Origin of the sequence: Segatella hominis (genome assembly GCF_004535825.1) — a bacterium.
GTDB lineage: Bacteria > Bacteroidota > Bacteroidia > Bacteroidales > Bacteroidaceae > Prevotella > Prevotella hominis.
The window spans coordinates 89,184-110,538 of sequence record NZ_SGVY01000008.1 but is presented as its reverse complement, the minus strand read 5'-3'; the positions used below and the strand labels follow the sequence as shown (position 1 = coordinate 110,538).

The 21,355-nt window shown below is 44.4% G+C and carries 14 protein-coding genes; 6 read left to right on the top strand and 8 right to left on the bottom strand.

Going from position 1 to position 21,355, the window contains the following annotated elements; translation table 11 throughout:
• Positions 1–52 precede the first annotated feature (52 nt).
• Positions 53–544 (top strand): gliding motility lipoprotein GldH, encoded by a 492-nt coding sequence (locus EXN75_RS04870; protein ID WP_022110052.1) that lies wholly within the window; start codon positions 53–55, stop codon positions 542–544.
• A 190-nt stretch (positions 545–734) separates the two neighbouring features.
• On the opposite strand, the gene rodA is transcribed toward EXN75_RS04870, so the two are convergent.
• The 6 genes from rodA to EXN75_RS04840 all read right to left on the bottom strand — a co-directional run bounded on the left by rodA (position 735) and on the right by EXN75_RS04840 (position 7,504).
• Entirely contained in the window at positions 735–2,207 is a 1,473-nt protein-coding gene (gene rodA / locus EXN75_RS04865) for a rod shape-determining protein RodA (protein WP_022110051.1), read from the bottom strand.
• Complete coding sequence (mrdA, locus tag EXN75_RS04860; protein WP_022110050.1) at positions 2,188–4,038, bottom strand: penicillin-binding protein 2; 1,851 nt, start codon at positions 4,036–4,038, stop codon at positions 2,188–2,190. The genes rodA and mrdA overlap by 20 nt, the downstream gene beginning before the upstream one ends.
• A 72-nt stretch (positions 4,039–4,110) precedes the next feature.
• The gene (mreD, locus tag EXN75_RS04855) at positions 4,111–4,608 is read right to left on the bottom strand and encodes a rod shape-determining protein MreD (protein ID WP_022110049.1); all 498 of its coding nucleotides are present in this window, start codon (positions 4,606–4,608) and stop codon (positions 4,111–4,113) included.
• A gap of 79 nt (positions 4,609–4,687) precedes the next feature.
• Positions 4,688–5,545 carry a rod shape-determining protein MreC gene (mreC, locus tag EXN75_RS04850; protein ID WP_118117171.1) on the bottom strand — a complete coding sequence of 286 codons (858 nt, stop codon included), beginning with the start codon at positions 5,543–5,545 and terminating at the stop codon, positions 4,688–4,690.
• Between the two features lie 249 nt (positions 5,546–5,794).
• Positions 5,795–6,817 (bottom strand): rod shape-determining protein, encoded by a 1,023-nt coding sequence (locus EXN75_RS04845; RefSeq protein ID WP_006847875.1) that lies wholly within the window; start codon positions 6,815–6,817, stop codon positions 5,795–5,797.
• A gap of 93 nt (positions 6,818–6,910) precedes the next feature.
• Positions 6,911–7,504, bottom strand: a complete 594-nt coding sequence (locus EXN75_RS04840; RefSeq protein WP_022110047.1) for a phosphoribosylaminoimidazolecarboxamide formyltransferase/IMP cyclohydrolase — start codon at positions 7,502–7,504, stop codon at positions 6,911–6,913.
• Between the two features lie 769 nt (positions 7,505–8,273).
• On the opposite strand from EXN75_RS04840, the gene clpB reads away from it, so the two are divergent.
• The gene (gene clpB, locus EXN75_RS04835; RefSeq protein ID WP_118117169.1) at positions 8,274–10,790 is read left to right on the top strand and encodes an ATP-dependent chaperone ClpB; all 2,517 of its coding nucleotides are present in this window, start codon (positions 8,274–8,276) and stop codon (positions 10,788–10,790) included.
• A 139-nt stretch (positions 10,791–10,929) separates the two neighbouring features.
• Here clpB and EXN75_RS04830 read toward each other — a convergent pair whose 3' ends face one another.
• Positions 10,930–12,924 (bottom strand): glycoside hydrolase family 97 protein, encoded by a 1,995-nt coding sequence (locus EXN75_RS04830; RefSeq protein ID WP_134842966.1) that lies wholly within the window; start codon positions 12,922–12,924, stop codon positions 10,930–10,932.
• Positions 12,925–13,342: 418 nt separating this feature from the next.
• Between EXN75_RS04830 and EXN75_RS04825 the strand changes: the two genes are divergently transcribed.
• The 4 genes from EXN75_RS04825 (at position 13,343) to EXN75_RS04810 (ending at position 19,004) form a co-directional block, all read left to right on the top strand.
• Positions 13,343–13,636 (top strand): hypothetical protein, encoded by a 294-nt coding sequence (locus EXN75_RS04825; protein WP_134842965.1) that lies wholly within the window; start codon positions 13,343–13,345, stop codon positions 13,634–13,636.
• A 436-nt stretch (positions 13,637–14,072) separates the two neighbouring features.
• Positions 14,073–15,320 carry a GTPase HflX gene (gene hflX / locus EXN75_RS04820; protein WP_022110044.1) on the top strand — a complete coding sequence of 416 codons (1,248 nt, stop codon included), beginning with the start codon at positions 14,073–14,075 and terminating at the stop codon, positions 15,318–15,320.
• Positions 15,321–15,371: 51 nt separating this feature from the next.
• Positions 15,372–17,228 (top strand): DUF4954 family protein, encoded by a 1,857-nt coding sequence (locus EXN75_RS04815; protein ID WP_134842964.1) that lies wholly within the window; start codon positions 15,372–15,374, stop codon positions 17,226–17,228.
• 117 nt (positions 17,229–17,345) lie between these two features.
• Entirely contained in the window at positions 17,346–19,004 is a 1,659-nt protein-coding gene (locus EXN75_RS04810) for a fumarate hydratase (RefSeq protein WP_134842963.1), read from the top strand.
• 256 nt (positions 19,005–19,260) lie between these two features.
• On the opposite strand, the gene EXN75_RS04805 is transcribed toward EXN75_RS04810, so the two are convergent.
• Positions 19,261–21,225 (bottom strand): HD-GYP domain-containing protein, encoded by a 1,965-nt coding sequence (locus EXN75_RS04805; RefSeq protein ID WP_134842962.1) that lies wholly within the window; start codon positions 21,223–21,225, stop codon positions 19,261–19,263.
• Positions 21,226–21,355 lie beyond the last annotated feature (130 nt).

The following is a 21,355-nucleotide window of genomic DNA, read 5'->3' as shown; positions in this document are numbered from 1 at the left end:
CATAAAGTAAGGAATGATAATATAAAAAAGGTAAGAAAGGTAATATAAGATAATGAAGAAACTATTCTATACCTTATTAATAATAGGTACATTCACTGCTTTAAACTTTTTCTCATCCTGCAAGGATTCAATGGTTTACGATTCGTATTCTCATACTCCTATTGCCGGATGGGAAAAAAACGACACCTTGTCGTTTGATATTCCACCATTGGCAGCATCGGGGTACTATCAGGAACATTTAGGACTTCGCATCACAGGTGCTTATCCTTTTATGGGACTGACCCTCATCGTAGAACAGAGCATCTACCCCGACAGCCACAACAGGAAAGAAAAAACGGTGAAGATAGATACCATACAATGCAAGCTCATCGACAAAAACGGAGCTACGACAGGACAAGGAATCAGTTATTATCAATATAACTTCCCCATCAACGTTTATCAGTTGAACAAAAACGACTCTATCCACGTCACCATCCGCCATGACATGAAACGAGAGATTCTGCCAGGCATCAGTGATATTGGATTAAAAGTCGTGAAACATTAAAGAGAAATCCCCCTTGAAAGTTCTCAACATCACAGAGGAACTTCAAGGGGGACTTCTCTTTTACAATTTTTTCACGAAGATTTCGCAGATTACACAGATTTTATCTAATACTTCGCATTCTTACCAAGTTTAATCTCTGCTTCTTTCCAAGCTTATCTCTGCTTTCTTTCCAGTTTAATCTCTACATATTTTAGTTTCTTATCAGATTTCGTCCTGCATCAATCCTTAGGAAAATGAAAAGCAGGATGGTGAAACCCCAAAGCGAACTACCGCCATAACTGAAGAATGGCAAAGGAATACCAATGACAGGAGTGAGACCCAGCACCATGCCCACATTGATAAACAGATGAAAGAGGAACACACTCAGAACACAATAACCATAGACTCGCCCAAACTTGAAGGGTTGTCGCTCTGCCAGATGAATCAACCTTAATATCAATGCCAGGAAAAGCAGAAGCACACAGGCCGAGCCGAGGAATCCTTCCTCCTCTCCTACAGTACAGAAGATAAAGTCAGTATCCTGCTCTGGCACGAACTTCAGCTTGGTCTGCGTTCCGTTCAGGAATCCCTTACCTTGCAAGCCACCAGATCCGATAGCTATCTCACTCTGATGAACATTGTAACCTGCACCAGCCAAGTCTTCATCCAAGCCTAAAAGTACATTGATACGTACACGCTGGTGAGGTTCCATCACATTATTGAGCACATAATCGGCTGAGTAGAAGAAAGCTATAGAACCCAAGGCGAAGGCAGCTATGAAATAATAACTGCGCAATCGGGTTGCCAATGCCTGATAAACGATATAGCCAATCATGGCTGCACACAAACCGAGTTGAACCCAAACGATGTCGAAAGGAATCACATAGGTGGAGAAGAGCAGGAAGATGAGCGTAATGCCGACAGTGTATGCAAGAATCGTATAACAATGTTTCTTATTACCCGTATAGGAACTGACCATACCTGCCGTAAATATCTGCACCAACAAAAGCACCACAAACTTACCGATGGAAGTATAGGAGTCCCACATCATCACATTCTCATACTTGATGCCTACTACGAAATAGACCACCATGGCCACAGCCGTAAAGAGGATGCTTCCAGGCATTCCCTCGCGATAGAGCATGAGGAAAAAGGCTGAATAGACCAATGCTGAACCCGTCTCTCTCTGTCCTACAATGCACACCATTGGGAGCAGGATAATACCCACAGCAGCCATGAAATGCTTGATGTTGTGGATATTAAAACCATAACTCGACATAAACTTAGCTACGGCGAGTGCCGTGGCAAACTTACCAAACTCGGCGGGCTGGAGTCGGAGCGGACCTAACACAAGCCAGGAATGCGAACCCTTGATGCTATGCGGATTGAATATCGTGGCAAAAAGCAACAATATCAAGACAGCATAAATCACATACGAGAAGGTATCGTAAAACCTGTCATCGAGCATCAGGAGTACAAAGCCTAATGCGATCGAAGTACCTATCCAGATAATCTGCATGCCCGAACGAGTACCCAGACTGAAAATATCATTGTCACCATAAGTGTAGCTGGCACCACAGACACTGATCCATCCGAATGAAAGCAGTGCAAGATAAATACCTATCGTCCACCAATCGATGGAACGAAGCACACTTGGTTGTCTATTATCTGCTACTTGAGCCATAAGCGATTCTTCTATTTTGCATTGCCGTCGCCTGACTTTCTGAAGCTGGCGACAATTTACCTTTCAAATATTGTTCCATCATCAATCCGCCGATAGGCACACCATAATCGGCACCCCATCCACCATTCTCTACATATACGGCAATGGCAATCTTTGGATTGTTCATTGGTGCGAAACCCATGAATACAGAGTGGTCATGACCACGGTTCTGCGCAGTACCCGTCTTACCACAAGGTTCAAAGTCGTATCGGGCAAGCATCTTACAGGTTCCTCTCAAAGCAGAACTTCTCATACCTGCCACTACGTAATCATAAGCCCTTCGAGTAGCCATCGTCTGATGGCGTCGGGTATAAAGTGTATCGAGCGGTTCGCCCTTTACCTTACGTACTACATGAGGCACGTAGTAATAACCACGGTTGGCTATCGTTGCACCCAGGTTGGCTATTTGCAGAGGGGTCAGGTTGACCTCACCCTGTCCGATGGAGATACTGATAATGGTCAATCCGTTCCATGAGCCTTTATAAGCCTTGTCATAATAGGCAGCATTAGGAATAAGACCTCGCTTTTCACCAGGCAAGTCAATGCCCAACTTATATCCGAATCCCATACTCTTCATATAGTCGCGCCAGGTGTCCATAGCGGTCTGTACGGAATGGTACTTACGCTTATTACCCATCATATAGTAAAGTCCCCAACAGAAATAACCGTTACAAGAAGTACTGATAGCATCCACCAGAGCGATAGGCGATGGATGGCCGTGACAACCTACGTGAAGCCCCCTGTAAGAGAAACCTCTATGGCAAGGGAAAGCCGTACCTGGCGTGATAATTCCTTCAGAAAGGAAAGTAAGCGCCTGCGTAGTCTTGAAGGTAGAACCCGGAGGATACTGACCCATGATACTACGGTTGAGGAGTGGTTTCCACGGATTGTGAGACAGCCACTTATGCATCTTTCCACGCTGTTTGCCCACCAGACGACGAGGGTCGTAAGTAGGAGAAGAAACCATAGCCAGCACCTCTCCAGTGCGCGGATCAATAGCTACGATACTACCGATTTTACCCTGCATGAGTCGCTCACCCAATGCCTGTAATTTTACATCAATACCGAGCGTCAGATCCTTACCTGCGATAGGTTTCTGGTCGAACTTTCCGTTCTGATAACTGCCTTGTATTCTACCTCGGGCATCACGAAGCATGATTTTCACACCCTTCTGTCCGCGCAATTCTTTTTCATAATGCTTTTCCAGACCGAGTTTACCGATGTAGTCACCTGGCTGATAATAGCTATCATCCTCTATATCGCTTTCCGAAACCTCTCCCACATCACCCAGCACATGGGCTGCATAAGGATAAGTATATTCTCGGATGCTTCGTTTCTGCACATAGAAGCCAGGAAAACGGAACATCTTTTCCTGGAACACGCTAAAATCCTTATCGCTCAACTGAGTCATGAAGAGCTGTTGCGTATATCTGGAATATCCAGGATTCTTACTTCTGTCCTTGATATCTTCCATACGCTTGATGAAAAATTCCTTGGTAATACCTAAGGCATTACAGAAATCCATCGTATCGAGACGATTCTTCTCTTCGTTCATCACTACCATGATGTCATAGGAAGGCTGGTTGTAAACCATTAGCTTGCCATTGCGGTCGTAGATGGCACCTCTCGAAGGATATTCTATCTGCTTGAGGAAGGCATTACTATCGGCATTTTTCTTATAGTCGTCGCTCATAATCTGGAGCGTAAAGAGACGAATCAGATAGGTGACCACTATTACTATGGCCACACCACCTATCACAAATCTACGCTTTTCGAGATTATAATCTATCATATTTCCTATCCTTATTGATTGTCCTGAAATTCAGGAGATTCAAGATTTGCACAGTGAACCCCTGAAGTCCTTCTATTTTTTAATACTTTCCAATGCCATAACCAGCAAGTAAGTGAGCAGGGTACTGCCCCCAATACACTTGAGCCACTGGATCCAATTGAAGAAATTGAAGGTCTCCAATGTGAAGAATACCAAGCAATAGAGCAGAATCATGATGAAAACATACCAGAAAAAGGAAGAAACACCAATGCTGCGGATGGTTGGTTCCAGATCGTCAGCACTGTCTCTCGGTATGAAAAGTTCGAAGAGATAAGGCTGAACCAGTCCCATGAGTGTCATAGAAGCAGCTGCCACACCTGGGGTATTGGCAAAAACATCAACACAGAGTCCGAGGGAAAAACTCCAGAGAAGAGCCGACCATCTGGACTGGTTTCTGCGAAAATGCAGCACCAGGATGATGTAGATCAATGGTGTGGCACAATCGAAGAGATGAATATGATTGAGCACCAGTCCTTGTACCAACAAGAGTACTACAAACAGCACAAATCGTCTTACTTGTTCTATACTCATTAGTTAAAATTAGAAATTTAAATATTTGAATAACCATTTCCATTTTGCCTCATTCCATGCATCAGGAATACAGGCTATTTTAATCCGGTTTGATGGAATCCTGAGCCGCTCTCATCAGTTCGAGACGCTCACGCATAGGCGCATCATCGATGACACAGACGTCACGCAGCTTGGCAAAATCAGTAGAGAGTTTCAACTGAACCCGATACGAAAGACCATCCGCGGAATTGAATACGTGCAGCACCTTTCCTACCAACACACCTGGAGGGAAGACAGCAGAGTAGCCACTCGTCACTACATAATCGCCCAACTTGAAATGAGCATGACGAGGAACATCCTCCATATAAGCATATTCAGAAGGACCACCTTTCCAACGAAGATAACCAAAATAACCTCTGTTTTTGATGGTGCAACTGATGTTAGACTTTATATTGAGTACAGGAATCAGCACGCTATAATGTTCTGCTACCAGATACACGATGCCAACCACACCCGTACCGCAAACCACACCCATATCCTTGCGCACACCATCAGCCCTACCCTTGTCGATAGTCATCAGGTTGCCCGGCTTATCTATGCTATTGGCAACCACCTTGGCAGGAATCAGATGATAAGACTGCAACAGACTCATCTGGCTGCGCTGCGCAAAGGTACTGTCCTTGGTAGCATCAGTCAATTTCTCGGAGAGCTGCTGCACCTGCTGTTCCAGGTAAGCATTGCGTTGGGTCAGTTCCTGATTTACCTTGGTGAGTGAGAAAAAGGTTTCCACATTGGAATCCCATTCGTAGAGTTTGCCCGTCACGGCATTAGCCGATGAGAACCATACGCTACCCTGGTAACTGTTGTACTGAAACAGGAGCACGAAACTCACCACCTCAAGAATCACAAAGACAAACCAATGGTTATATTTTGCCAAAAACTCTAAAAGGTTGTGCATACTTTTAGTAAATTAACATGTAAATGAAAAAACATGTAGAATATCAACATGCAGGAGAAAAGCTATCATACAACTCACCCATGATGAGTCAACCCATCCTGGTTTAATTCATTTTACGCCTTAATCCGCTCAATGTATTAAACCATTATGACTTAAAAAGAGATGATCTCCTCCTCGAGCGAGGAGGATTCCATCTCTTTATCTATCTTTTCACCTTAATATATTATTATCTCTCTTTGATGAAACTATTTATCGCATCAAGAAAGAGAAACGATCTACATTTTTCAATGCAATACCAGCACCCTTAGCTACACTGTGCAATGGGTCTTCTGCGATGTGGAATGGGATATTGATCTTATCCTGGAGTCGCTTGTCGAGACCACGGAGCAAAGCGCCACCACCAGAGAGCCAGATACCATTCTTTACGATATCAGCATAAAGCTCAGGAGGAGTATTTTCGAGTGCAGAAAGCACAGCATTCTCAATCTTCGCTACAGTTTTATCCAAACAGTGAGCAATTTCCTGATAACATACAGGAACCTCCATTGGAAGAGCTGTAATACGGTTAGGACCATGAACGATGAAATCCTCAGGAGCCTCATCACCAAGATCTGTCAAGGCAGAACCTACATGAATCTTGATACGCTCAGCCATACGCTCAGAAACCTTCACATTGTGCTGGCGGCTCATATATTCCTGGATATCAGCAGTAAGATCATCACCTGCAGTACGGATAGAATTGTTGGAAACAATACCACCCAGAGAAATCACTGCAATCTCGGTAGAACCACCACCTATATCAACTATCATATTGCCTTCAGGTGCCTCTACATCGATACCGATACCGATAGCTGCAGCCATTGGCTCAAAAATCAAGTAAACATCACGGCCATCTGCATGTTCTGCAGAATCGCGCACTGCACGAAGTTCCACCTCAGTAGAACCAGAAGGAACTCCGATAACCATACGGAGTGATGGGGAGAACAGACGACTACCCGTGTGAACCATCTTGATGAGTCCACGCATCATCTGCTCGCAAGCGGTAAAGTCGGCAATAACGCCATCGCGCAAAGGACGGATTGTACGGATGTTGTCATGAGTCTTCTCGTACATCATCTTAGCCTTCTCTCCCACCGCAATCATCTTGTCGGTACGACGGTCAAGTGCCACAACAGAAGGTTCGTCCACTACAATCTTATCATCACTGATAATGATGGTATTGGCGGTACCTAAGTCCATTGCGATTTCCTGAATAAATGAAAAAAATCCCATTTTCTAATGTAAAATCTATTATTTTAAGCTTAAAATCTATCTTTTGCAGCCATCTTCTCGCCTCACAAGATGAGAACAAGAAGAGAACCTTTTTTACTTAGCAAACCAAGCGTGGATTGCAGTATCATAGTGAGAACTTACACCAAAGGCACGCTCTGCGAACATCTTGCGGTCTTCGATATCAGTCTCTGCACCCTTCTGCTTGAGAATATCAAGAAGTACGTTGTACTCAGCCTTGCTTGGAACGATGACTACATCCTTGAAGTTCTTTGCACCTGCACGGATCAAAGAAATACCACCGATATCAATCTTCTCGATAATATCAGCATCGCTGGCACCACTTGCTACAGTCTGCTCGAATGGATACAAATCTACGATAACGAGGTCGATGCTTGGAATTTCAAATTCCTTCATTTGCTCCTGGTCACCCTCATTGTCGCGGCGAGCCAAGATTCCTCCAAATATTTTTGGGTGAAGAGTTTTCACACGACCACCAAGGATTGATGGATATGTGGTAACATCCTCTACTTTCTGACATTCATAACCCAAAGATTCGATAAATTTCTGAGTACCACCAGTGCTCAAGAATTTAACACCCTCTTCGTTCAACTTGGCGAGCAACTCATCCAAGCCATCTTTGTGGAAGACAGACACCAACGCTGTCTTGATTTTCTTTGTTTCAGCCATTAATTATCTATTTTGAATTCGACTTCTTTCTAATTATAAAACGCTGCAAAATTACAAAAAATAATCGAAACCACCAAATTTCAAGGCGAGTTATAGGAATATTTTAGGTATATTTGCGATAAATCAAGTCTGATTGCTAATAATATTACCAGTTTTGGTTAACATTACGAGCACAAGCTGATGCCATCCGTAGTTTCTCATTCATACCATTTCTATCCGATAATCCTTTGCAATTCAAGAAGTTACACTTTACTTTACATATACTTTCTCTCATCAACGGATGCTAATATTACAATTCCGGTCATGGTCATTTTCGGTCAAAATGAAAGAGAAAGTATAATTAACTATTTATCACTAAAAAAGTACAAGCTTTTAATGAATCCCGAAAATAAAAATGACCGATAATGACCATGACCGGTCATTCACCCTTCCTTTCCAAAAAGCAAAAAGCCTATTTTCTATGACAGGTAGAATGAAGCGTCTATTAAGACCAAAGCCAGTCGTCTATTAAGGCCAAAGTTTGCCATCAATAAAAACCAGAATTTATTATCTTTTAAAAGACTCAAACTCCGTTTCTTAAACCGACAGTTTGACACGCAAAATACCTCAGAACCCACCAAAAACCGCCTCATTTGTGTCAAAATGTCAGAAAATCATATATCGGCACACTATTCGCTCCTTTGGCAAGAGAAAGCTGAATAATAATTCATAAAATCAGAATTCACTAAAAGAAAATAATAATCCCTATAAATAAGAAAGGAGAATAAATATGACATTCGACAAATTTACAATCAAGGCGCAAGAAGCGGTGCAAGCCGCTGTGAACATCGCGCAGCGTAATGGTCAGCAGACCATCGAACCGGTGCATCTTCTCAGTGGTATCATCGAGAAAGCACCTGATGTAACCAACTATATCTTCCAGAAGTTAGGCATGAACGGCAATCAGATTGCCATGCTCTTACAACAGGAGATGCAGCATCTGCCTCGTGTGCAGGGTGCCGGGCAGCCATATCTCTCGGGCGACACCAATCAGATTCTTATCAATGCTGAGGACATCGCCAAGAAGATGGGCGACGAATTCGTCAGCGTGGAACCAATCCTCCTTGCCATCCTCAAAGGTAATTCTACTGCAGCACGCATCTTGAAGGATGCTGGTGCCAACGAGAAGGATTTGACTGCTGCTATTCAGGCCCTCAGACAAGGACAGAACGTTAAGAGTCAAAGTGCTGACGAGAACTATCAGAGTCTCGAAAAATACGCCAAGAATCTGGTTGAACAGGCCAGAAGCGGCAAGCTCGACCCTGTAATTGGTCGTGATGAAGAGATTCGCCGGGTACTTCAGATTCTCTCTCGTAGAACCAAGAACAACCCTATCCTTATCGGTGAACCAGGTACTGGTAAAACCGCTATCGTAGAGGGACTTGCAGAGCGTATCGTACGTGGCGATGTGCCTGAGAACCTGAAGAATAAGCAGCTCTATTCGCTTGATATGGGTGCACTGGTTGCCGGTGCCAAATACAAGGGTGAATTTGAGGAACGACTCAAGAGCGTCATCAAGGAGGTAACCAATGCCAACGGACAGATTATCCTCTTCATCGATGAAATACATACCCTGGTAGGTGCTGGCGGTGGTGAGGGCGCCATGGATGCTGCCAACATTCTGAAACCGGCCTTGGCACGTGGCGAACTGAGAGCCATCGGTGCCACTACCCTCAACGAGTATCAGAAGTATTTCGAGAAGGATAAGGCACTGGAGCGTCGATTCCAGACCGTCATGGTCAACGAACCTGACGAGGTAGATGCCATCAGCATCCTCCGTGGTATTAAGGAACGTTATGAGAACCATCATAAGGTACGTATTCAGGATGATGCCTGCATTGCAGCCGTCAAGTTGTCTGAAAGATATATTTCCGACAGATTTCTTCCGGACAAGGCCATCGACCTGATGGATGAAGCCGCAGCTAAACTCCGTATGGAGCGTGACTCAGTACCAGAAGAGCTGGATGAAATCACCCGTCACTTGAAGCAGTTGGAGATTGAACGTGAGGCTATCAAGCGTGAAAACGACCAGCCTAAGATTCAGCAACTCGACAAGGAGATTGCAGAGTTGAAGGATAAGGAACACGACTTCCGTGCTAAATGGGAAGGCGAGAAAGCACTCGTCAACAAGATTCAGCAAGACAAGCAGGAGATGGAGAATCTCAAGTTTGAGGCTGAACGCATGGAGCGTGAAGGCAATTACGAGCGCGTAGCTGAAATCAGATACTCTAAGCTGGTAGCTCTCGAAGACGACATCAAGAAGATTCAGGAGCAACTGAAGAGTACTCAGGGCGGTGAGGCGATGATCCGCGAAGAGGTGACTGCCGACGATATTGCTGAGGTAGTAAGCCGCTGGACGGGAATTCCAGTAAGCCGTATGATGCAAAGCGAGCGTGAGAAACTACTCCATCTGGAGGAAGAACTCCACAAGAGAGTCATCGGACAGGACGAGGCTATCACCGCTGTAAGTGATGCTGTACGCCGTTCTCGTGCTGGATTGCAGGATCCTAAGCGTCCTATCGCCAGCTTTATCTTCCTCGGAACTACCGGTGTCGGTAAAACCGAGTTGGCCAAGGCGCTTGCCGAATACCTGTTCAATGATGAGTCGATGATGACCCGAATTGATATGAGTGAGTATCAGGAAAAGTTCAGTGTCACCCGTTTGATTGGAGCGCCTCCGGGGTATGTAGGATACGATGAGGGTGGTCAGTTGACCGAGGCTGTTCGCCGCAAACCATACAGTGTAGTTCTCTTCGATGAGATAGAGAAGGCTCACCCTGACGTCTTCAACACCTTGCTTCAGGTATTGGACGATGGCCGTCTGACCGACAATAAGGGTCGTGTGGTAAACTTCAAGAACACCATCATCATCATGACTTCCAATGCAAGCCGTGAGATGTTGAAGAAGACCTTCCGTCCTGAGTTCCTGAACCGTATCGACGATATCATCACCTTCAAGCCTCTCACCCAGGAGCAGATAGCCAAAGTGGTTGAACTCCAGATGAATAGAGTCAAGAAGATGTTGGAGCCTCAAGGCTTTGAACTCTGCTGGACTCCTGCCGCCATCAGTTATCTTGCTGAGGTAGGCTACGATCCAGAGTTTGGTGCCCGCCCTGTAAAGCGTGCTATTCAGGATTACGTATTGAACGACTTGAGTAAGAAGATTCTTTCCGAAGAAGTAAGTCGTGAGAAGCCAATCACCATCGATTACACCAAGGAAGGTGGATTGGTATTCGAGAACAAGTAATACAAAATTGAAGAAAAGTAATTCAATAGGTTAAAGATAGAAAGAAAACAAGAAAAAGGTTTCTTCGGGGAGTAACATCCTTCGAAGGAACCTTTTTTTATGCTTTAAAGCAAACCATTTGGTTTCATCAAACAGTAAGTTATTCGATGATGATTCCGCCATTAGGTTGGATTACCACCTTAACCTTACCATCCTTACCTACCTTCAAAGTCTTCTTGACAGAAGTGAAGAACTTCTCGCCCTTTTTCTTAGGCTGGTCGGTGAGATAAGTCACGGTCTTGCCTGCAAACATCGGCAAATTCAGGGTCAGAGCAAGTGGTTTATCTGTTGCATTCAGACCACCAACAAACCATCTGCCTGCACTGGCTGCAGCTGTACCTGTATTGGCAGCAGAAGCTTTACGAGCCACTACTGCATACTGGGTAGGATAACCAGCAATAAACTTCACGTCGTCCCAAGCCGTAGGCACAGCCTTCAGCCAATCCAACTCCCACTGAGGCACATCCTGCAGATTGTTAGGATAGAGACAGACACAGTTTACGCTGCTCTGATTGGTAATCGCAGTAGCCATCTCGAAAATATCGCTTGTATAGCGCTGATGACGACTCTTATTGTCCTTGGAGAAATACTTGTTCATCATCACACCACCCCAGTCGAAACTACCTACAGCATTACGGGAGAAAGGATGCATTGTCATTTCGAAAGCTTCCTTCTTTGCATGATAATCAGTAAAGTAAACATTCTCTGAAGCCAAGGCAGCCTCACTGGAAACATAGTTAGGATACATACGTTCCCAACCGCGAGGCATGGTGCAACCATGGAAGATTACCTCCAAGCCATAATCGTTGGCATCGCTGAGAATATCCTCATAGAGCTTCATAGTCTCCTGCTTGTCGCCACCGAAGAAGTCCACCTTGATGCCCACTACTCCGATTTTCTTCATCCATGCCATCTCCTTCTTGCGGGCGATGGAATTGTTCATAATCTGACGAGGAGTCTGTGGAGCATCATTCTCGAAACCGTTGGAATTGTACCAGAGCATCAGGCTTACCTTCTTGCTCTTGGCATACTTACTCAACTCTTCAATGCGCTTTCTGCCTATCTGCTTGTCCCACCAGGCATCCACCAAGATGGCTTCATAACCCTGAGCAGCAGCCACATCAATCATCTTCACCTGATCATCATAATTGACAGAGTTATCCTGCCAGATCAGCCAGCTCCAAGTATAGCGGGAAGGCTTATAATTCTGAGAAGCCTCATAGAGAGGTTCTACCACATCAAAAGGAATGGTGGTTTCCACGATAGGAGCCAGCGATGCACCTACGGTGATGGTACGCCAAGGAGTCTCACCTGGCAAAGGAATGCCAGCAAACTCAGAACCCACGCCATTATTCTCACCCTTCTGAGGGAAGGCAACCGTATAACCCTTACCAGGTTCATAATCAGAGAGACGGCTGCCAGGATAAGCGCTGGAAACACCCGTTTCGCTCACCAGTACCCATCCATCTTCACCGACCTTGAAAAGACAAGGGAAAGTATAGCCCACACCAAACTGAGATTTCACGTTCATCTGGGCATTAGGTGTGTACTCCTCCTCATAAGAAGGTTTGGTACGCTCCCATCCTGTCATCGGCGTAATCTGAGGGCAGAGGAAAGTAGTAGTCTTCTCTGGAAAATTGAAACCGCTCACCTCTTTATATATAATCACCGACTTAGGATTGTCTTTCTTTGGACGGATCATCTCATACTTGTAAGCCACATCATTGTCAGAAACATGAAGGTGAAGCGTCATGGAATCCTTCTTTGCATTGAGGAATCCGATAGTAGCCTCATACACATCTTTCTCTACATGAGATTTCTTCGTATGGTCCATAACATAGGTCAGATGCTTAGGTGCGCCCTTCAGAACTCCCATGGTAAGTCCCTGAGAGAAATCTCCATAATTCGCTACCAGACCGAGAGCCGAAGCTGCCAACATCTGCTTTCCATTCAAATCCACCGTGTAGGAAGCCTTGCCTCCCTCACACTTCACATTCATTACCAACTTGCCATTTGGCGAAGTCACTGTGTAATTGTTGGCTTGCGCACAAACAGCGCCAAGCAACAAAATACTACTTAGAATACTTTTTTGCATTTTGTTATTCTACTATTTAGGTTGATACATTTTCATTTTTAATTATTATTGAATAAGAAACACATGATCTTCATAACGCATTTTCGAATGACAAAGCATCATATATAATTATGACGACGCATTACATATAACATGTAACTTTCCTCAGCACCAGCTAATAAAGTGTTATTCCTACATTCGCTTGCAAAGATAAGCATTAAAAAGGAGAACAAGGTGCATTTTTCATTCAAAAAACGTTCATATTTGTCACAAACGGCTATTTTCTACTAATTTCACCACGATTAGACGCGCATTTTAAACATATTTGTGTACTTACAACAAATCAAAAGACTCCTACACCCTCTGTCATTACCTATTTAAATATTAATCCAAATCTACAAAAGTAATACTGCAAATTACAGCGAAAGGAAAAACCATAGTGAAAGAAGTAAGGAGAAATACAGCGGACCAAAGGAAAACTAAAGAGGAAACACGCTGGCGATTAAAAGAATACGATAGTGTAAGCATAGAAAACGATGAGAGGAAACCAGGAAAACGCAGCAAAAAGCTACAACTACCAGGGCTTAAAACGAAAAAAGCCCCGACATCACGCCGGGACTATTTCAAAGTTTTTAAAATGTTTCAGCAGTTTTGCACTTTATGTAGTTATGATTTTATTTTTGAAAATCAGTTTTGTTTTACGTGTGCAAAATTAATAAAATTATTGATGTAAATCAAAAAAAATCTACTTTTTTATTCAAAAAACCACGCAAACGTTTGCGAATTTTCGACGCCATTTTGCGGTATTTGTGCGAAATGTGTATCAAATACAAGCTGTGCAATTGCGGTATTTCGATAATTCCAATTCCTTCAAAAGGCTTGGATTCATTCTTTCTGAAGGAACAACTAACGACTCCATGAAGGAGCAACTAACGACTCCATGAAGAAACGACAAACGACATTCTGAAGAATCGACTAACGCTTCCATGAAGAAACAACAAATGACAATTACAATAAAAAACTATAAATAATTCCTCTATCTTTATTCAAGTAGATATTTTTTTGTTACCTTTGCACATTATATATAATACGCGTGCGCACGAGGACGATGCTTATATCTTGCGCACGAGAGTGAAACCAAATAAAATATATTCTACAGTAGAACATAAATGAAAGAATTTGTAATTTCAGAAGTCAAGGCAGAAACCGCAGTGCTCGTAGGTCTGGTAACCAAGACACAGGACGAAGCCAAGACAAAAGAATACCTCGACGAGTTGGAATTCCTCGCCGATACTGCTGGTGCGGTCACCGTGAAGAGATTCACACAGAAGGTGATTTCACCTAACCAGACCACATACGTGGGAAAAGGTAAGTTGGAGGAAATCAAACAATACATCAAGGAAGAGGAAGAAGAAGATAGAGAAATCGGTATGGTCATCTTTGATGATGAACTTTCTGCCAAGCAGATACGCAACATCGAACAAGAGTTGCAAGTGAAGATTCTCGACCGTACCTCACTCATCCTCGACATCTTTGCCATGCGTGCACAGACCGCAGCGGCAAAGACTCAGGTAGAATTGGCACAATATCGCTATATGCTTCCACGACTGCAACGCCTTTGGACTCACCTTGAGCGCCAGGGAGGTGGTTCCGGTTCTGGCGGCGGTAAGGGTTCTGTTGGTTTGCGTGGTCCGGGTGAAACCCAGCTGGAGATGGACCGCCGTATCATCCTCGGCAGAATGAGCCTGCTGAAAGAACGACTGGCAGAAATCGACAAGCAGAAGACAACCCAGAGAAAAAACCGCGGACGTCTCATCCGTGTAGCACTCGTAGGTTACACCAACGTGGGAAAGAGTACCATCATGAACCTCCTCTCCAAGAGTGAAGTCTTCGCAGAAAACAAACTCTTCGCCACACTCGACACTACCGTGCGCAAGGTTGTGGTAGAAAATCTTCCGTTCCTCCTCGCCGACACCGTTGGATTCATCCGCAAGTTACCTACCGACCTGGTAGATTCCTTCAAGAGTACACTGGATGAGACTCGCGAGGCCGACCTGCTGTTGCACGTAGTAGATATTTCGCACCCTGATTTCGAAGAACAGATACAGGTGGTAGAGAAGACGCTGGAGGAATTGGGATGTTCAGACAAGCCATCAATGATTATCTTCAACAAGATAGACAACTATACCTGGGTAGAGAAAGAGGAAGATGACCTGACACCTATGGAGAAGGAAAACATTCCACTGGAAGACCTGAAGAAGACATGGATGGCGAAACTCCACGATGACTGCCTTTTCATCTCGGCAAAGAACAAAGACAACATCGATGAGTTCCGCGAGGTACTCTATAAGAAAGTAAGAGAGCTCCACGTACAGAAGTATCCATACAATGACTTCCTGTACCAGGATTACGAATAAATAATACCTGGAGTTTTCCCGAAAAGATAACTCCACAAAAACGTATCAACAATGAATGACTACAGACCTCTAACCTCAGAAGAAATCGAGGTGCTCAAGAGTAATGACTGTTGGGCAGAAGACTGGACCTCCGTGAATGTATCGGAGAACTTCAAGCCCAACTTTATGCATCGCGTGATGCTCTATGGTGAAGTAAACATCGGCGGATTCGACAAGAATGTAGAAGTAAGCCAAGGCTTTGTGAAGCATTCCGGCATCAACAATGCCACCCTGAGAAATGTAACCATCGGAGATGATTGCCTCATTGAAAACGTGGGCAATTTCATCAACAACTACACCATCGGTGATGATTGCTACATTTCCAATATTTCAACCATGGAGACCACAGAGGGAGCTACCTATGGCGAAGGAAACCTGGTAAGTGTACTCAATGAGGTGGGCGAAGGAAATGTCATTCTTTTCAGCGACCTGAACAGTCAGTTGGCTGCATTCATGGTGAAACATTTCTCCGACAAGGAACTGAAGGAGAAGATACGCCTGCTCATCAAGAGCGATATAGACACCAAGATGCCAGAACGCGGACAGATAGGGAACAACGTGAAGATTATCAACACCAAGGAGATAACCAACTGCGTGATCAATGACTTCTGCGAGGTAAACGGTGCTTCCCGACTCAGCGACTGCACCCTGTTGGGCTCCATCCATGGTAATGTGTACATCGGTACTGGCGTAATAGCAGAAAACAGTATCATCGCTGAAGGTTCGAGCGTTATCAACAGTGTGAAGATACAAGACTGCTTCATCGGTGAGACTTGCCAGTTGAGCAATGGCTTCACGGCCTCAGCTTCCGTATTCTTCGCCAACAGCTATATGAGTAATGGCGAGGCATGTGCCGCCTTCTGTGGTCCATTCACAGCCTCTCACCACAAGAGCAGTCTCCTCATCGGAGGTATGTTCTCGTTCTATAATGCAGGTTCGGCCACCAATTTCTCCAACCATGCCTACAAGATGGGACCTATGCACTGGGGAATTCTGGAACGCGGTTCGAAGACAGCCAGCGGCGCTTACCTGCTGATGCCTGCCACGTTAGGAACCTACTCTGTATGTTTCGGCAAACTGATGCACCATCCCGATACCCGCAATCTGCCATTCGCCTATCTGATAGCCGATGGCGACAAGATGTTCCTCATACCAGGCAGAAACATCACAACCGTAGGTCTGTATCGAGACATCAAGAAATGGCCAAAGCGAGATCTCCGTGCTCCAGAAAACCGCAAGAGTATCGTCAATTTCGACTGGCTTTCCCCATTCTCTGTGGGAGAAGTTCTCAAAGGCAAGAAAATCCTCGAAAATCTGCGCGAGGTAACGGGCGATAATGTTTCACAATACCTCTATCATGAGTACATCATACCAGCCACCTCGCTTCACAAGGGCATCAAGTATTACGACATTGCTCTTCGCATCTACATGGGTGCCGTACTGAAGAGAGTTCTCAAGCGCGACCCGAGCATCACCCCACCAAGCACACAGATTGGTTTGGGCGACTGGGACGACCTGTCGGGCCTCCTCCTTCCAGTATCAGAGGAAGAGAGAATCATCAACGACCTGAAAGATGGAAACATCGAGACCATCCAGGAACTCATCGAGCGATTCGAAAATATCGATGCCAACTACCGCGAGTACCAGTGGACATGGACTTACAAGATGATCTGCGATTACTACGGCATTAACGAGATTACGCTCGAAGATGCCAACCGCATTCACGAGGACTACATCAAAGCCCGCCGTTCATGGATTGCCGAAATCAAGAAGGATGCAGAGAAAGAATTTGCCATGGGAGATGTGGAAGAAGAAGTATTCCGCAATTTCGTGGATAGTCTTGACCAGGAAATAGATTACGAGAATTAAAGAGACTGATGATGGATTACTCAACGTGTCTGTCAGATAGTTTCAGCTATTAAATTTGAATGTTTCTACAGTAAAAAAGAATATTTCAACAGTTTTAAATTATAACAAAAAAACATTATGGCAAAAGCTCCAGATTTTAAGTACGCTCCAATGTTTCAGCTTGGAGAGGACAAGACAGAGTACCGCCTTATCTCTAAAGAAGGCGTAAGCACAGCAGAGTTTGAGGGTAAGACAATCCTCAAGGTTTCTAAAGAAGCTTTGACTTTGCTGGCACAGCAGGGTTTCCACGACGTAGAGTTCATGCTCCGTCGTGAGCACAATGCTCAGGTAGCTAAGATTTTGACCGACCCAGAGGCTTCTGAGAACGACAAGTACGTAGCTCTCCAGTTCCTCCGTAACGCAGAGACTGCCGTAAAGGGCATTCTCCCATTCTGCCAGGATACAGGTACAGCCATCATTCATGGCGAGAAAGGTCAGCGCGTATGGACTGACTTTGAGGACGAAGAGGCTTTGAGTCTTGGTGTCTATAACACATACACACAGGACAACCTTCGCTATTCACAGAATGCTCCTCTCAATATGTATGATGAGGTGAACACCCGTTGCAACCTCCCTGCCCAGATTGACATCGAGGCAACAGAAGGTGATGAGTACCGTTTCGTGATGGTAGCTAAGGGTGGTGGCTCTGCCAACAAGACTTACTTCTACCCTATGACCAAGGCTACTATCCAGAATGAGGGTACATTGCTCCCATTCCTCGTAGAGAAGATGAAGAGTCTGGGTACTGCTGCATGTCCTCCTTACCACATCGCATTCGTAATCGGTGGTACTTCTGCCGAGAAGAACCTCCTTACCGTGAAGTTGGCTTCTATCAAATACTACGATGAGTTGCCTACTACAGGCGATGAGACAGGTCGTGCTTTCCGTGATATTGACTTGGAAAACAAACTCCTTGAAGAGGCACACAAGATTGGCTTGGGTGCACAGTTTGGCGGTAAGTATCTCGCTCACGACATCCGCGTAGTTCGCCTCCCACGTCATGGTGCCAGCTGTCCTATCGGTATGGGCGTAAGCTGCTCTGCCGACCGCAACATCAAGGCTAAGATCAACAAGGACGGTATCTGGTTGGAGAAGATGGATGAGAACCCAACAGAGTTGATTCCTGAAGAGCTCCGCAACCCAGGTGAGGGTACCAAGGGTATCGAGATAGACCTCGACAAGGGTATCGACGCAGTTCGTGCTGAGTTGAGCAAATATCCTGTAAGTACACGTGTCAACTTGAAGGGTACTATCATTGTGGCTCGCGACATTGCTCATGCTAAGCTCAAGGCTCGCTTGGATGCTGGCGAGGAGATGCCTGAGTACTTCAAGAACCACCCTATCCTCTATGCTGGTCCAGCCAAGACCCCAGAGGGCTATCCATGTGGCTCAATGGGTCCTACCACAGCCAACCGTATGGATCCATACGTAGATGAGTTCCAGGATCATGGTGCAAGTTTGGTAATGATTGCCAAGGGTAACCGTGGCGACATCGTAACAGAGGCTTGCAAGAAGCACGGAGGTTTCTATCTCGGTACAATCGGCGGCGTAGCTGCAGTTCTCTCCCAGAGTTCTATCAAGAGCATCGAGTGCGTAGAGTACCCTGAGCTCGGTATGGAGGCTATCTGGAAGATTACCGTAGAAGACTTCCCTGCATTCATCCTCGTAGATGACAAAGGCAATGACTTCTTCAAGCAGTTGAAGCCTTGGACACCTTGCAAGGAGTGCCAGAAGTAAAAACATATAAATCCAATAAATCCCTCTTGACTTTCTCATGATTTAGAGAAATCCAAGAGGGATTTTTATTTTCAGAGAATAATATGACAATTAATGAGGATTATCGAGAACCATCAAAAAAGCGTGAATAGATATGGTAATAAATTTCTATCCATCCATTCTCCACCAGATGATGCAGTTTCTTTGCCAACTTAGGATATGCATCTATCAAAGCAACAAGATCAGGATTATACTTTGTTCCCGCTCCTGCCCTCAACTACGACATGACGACCTCGAATGTCTTACTAATACGATAATTACGCCCCACGCGCTCTGTAGCAGCCTGCAGACAATCGCTGAGCGTCACTATATCTATCAGGAAACGAATCGGTGATTTCGTATTATCAAAATCAGCAGGATATCCGCCCTTACCATTATACCATTTGTGATGTCCCACCGTCGTATCATGAAAATTCTCCCAACCAGGAACAGCATTCAGAAATATATCTCCCAGACGAGGATGCAATCGGATAATGGAAAATTCATCATCTGTCAATGGCAGATACTCATTGTTGACTACCGACACGATGGCATTCTTTCCAATATCATGAATCATTCCTGCTTCGTATATAAAGGAACGCAGAGTTCTTTTATGTTTCAGCACTTCCGTAGTAGTCTTATATCCGAACACTCCTTGAAGGAGTTCTGGCTTATGTTTCAACACCCCATTCAGCAACACCTTAGCTATTTTAGCCACGTGCATAGAATGAGCAAAGGTAGTTACCTGAGTAGAAACATTCAAACCACTCATAAACCGGATCATTTGCTTATAACTGAGATATTTCACCAACCGCCTATGTGTCGATAAACGGAACAACTCACGAACGAAATCCGTATTTCCCTGAAAATCTTTCCGTTTTCCAAAAGCCGTCACCATATCTTGGGACATTTTCCATATCGTCTTTTTCTTCTGCGAAACAGGAACATCGGCTTCATCATTAATAATCAGAAAAATATATAGAGGCCTCAGGTAATCACGGATTATTCTGTCATTCATTGGGGAATCTCTATATTTGAGCCACTTCTCATGATAATGATTCTTGCATCTTAACCACGCTTCCCGAGAAGATATCTGCCTTGCCTTCATCTGCAAAAATACAGTACGGATAAATGACAAATTACTCAACTCTGCTTTTTGGAGATTTCTGTCAATCACCGCCCGTGTCAAAGAATCACGAACATAGCAGTCTATAATAGTAGGAGTATAATAGTAAATATTGCACAGAAAAGCCTCATCTTTTACTTGCTGCAATTCCAGCAAGTCTCTCTTCTGTTCCGGAACGACGATCTCATCCAAGTCTTCCCTTTTCAGGAAATCATCCAGTCTCCTATAATGTTCCTCGAAATCCTGGATTGTTTCCAACCCAAAGGCAAGCCAGATGGTATTAGACATATACTCCAAGGCACCAGCCAAAGCGAAGTCATAATGGGGATAGCGCTTGGCATCTTCAGACAGAATCGCTTTGCCTGCCTGATAAGCCTTTCTCAGATATTTGACATCTCCTCCCAAGTTCCACATCTGCTCATAACCATAGAGACGCCAGAGATTGAATACGTTCGTATATTTTACGCTATCAGGCAGATAAGCACCACCTTTTTCAAGAATGCGACTCATCCTGACCAACAGAAAAGGATCGTATAGTTTTTTGCGAACATACCTTTGCTCTATGGAATGACAAAAATCAAGATAGATTTCTTCTGGAATGGAATCCCCATGCTTGGTAAGAAATTCCTTGATTCCTCGCATGATTTCCTGATTGGCAGCAAAGATCTGATGATTCTTGGTGGCACGACGACGGAAATAATTAACCCATTTATCGTGCTCTTTGATCAGAAATATACTGTCATTATAATGGTTATATGTCAGGCGGTTTTGCGCAAGAATATCAAAACAAAGTTTAAAGTCTATTGTGTCGAGGTCATCATCCAGTTCTTCAGCAGAATTATCAGCCGATTCTTCAAGAGGAACAGTGGATGGACTTCCGGCCAAGGCATTGGCCTCCTGCATTTCATCTGGAATACTTTGCTTATGAGAAATCAGTTTGCCTGGAGTGATTCCTTGCACACTGGTATAGAATGAAGAAACAAACAGGATAAAGAAAAGGAAAAGCAGTTGGAATGAGAGATGACCAGATACTCTCTTGCCACCATCGTTCAATATATTATAAAAAAATGCTCTCAAAACTTATACAATATGATTTTAATGTGGCAAAGATACAATCTTTTTTCAATTAAAACAAATATTGCAAAGAATATTTCAAAAAAAAGCCACAATTCATAATAAAATGAATTGCAGCTTTTTACATTAACTA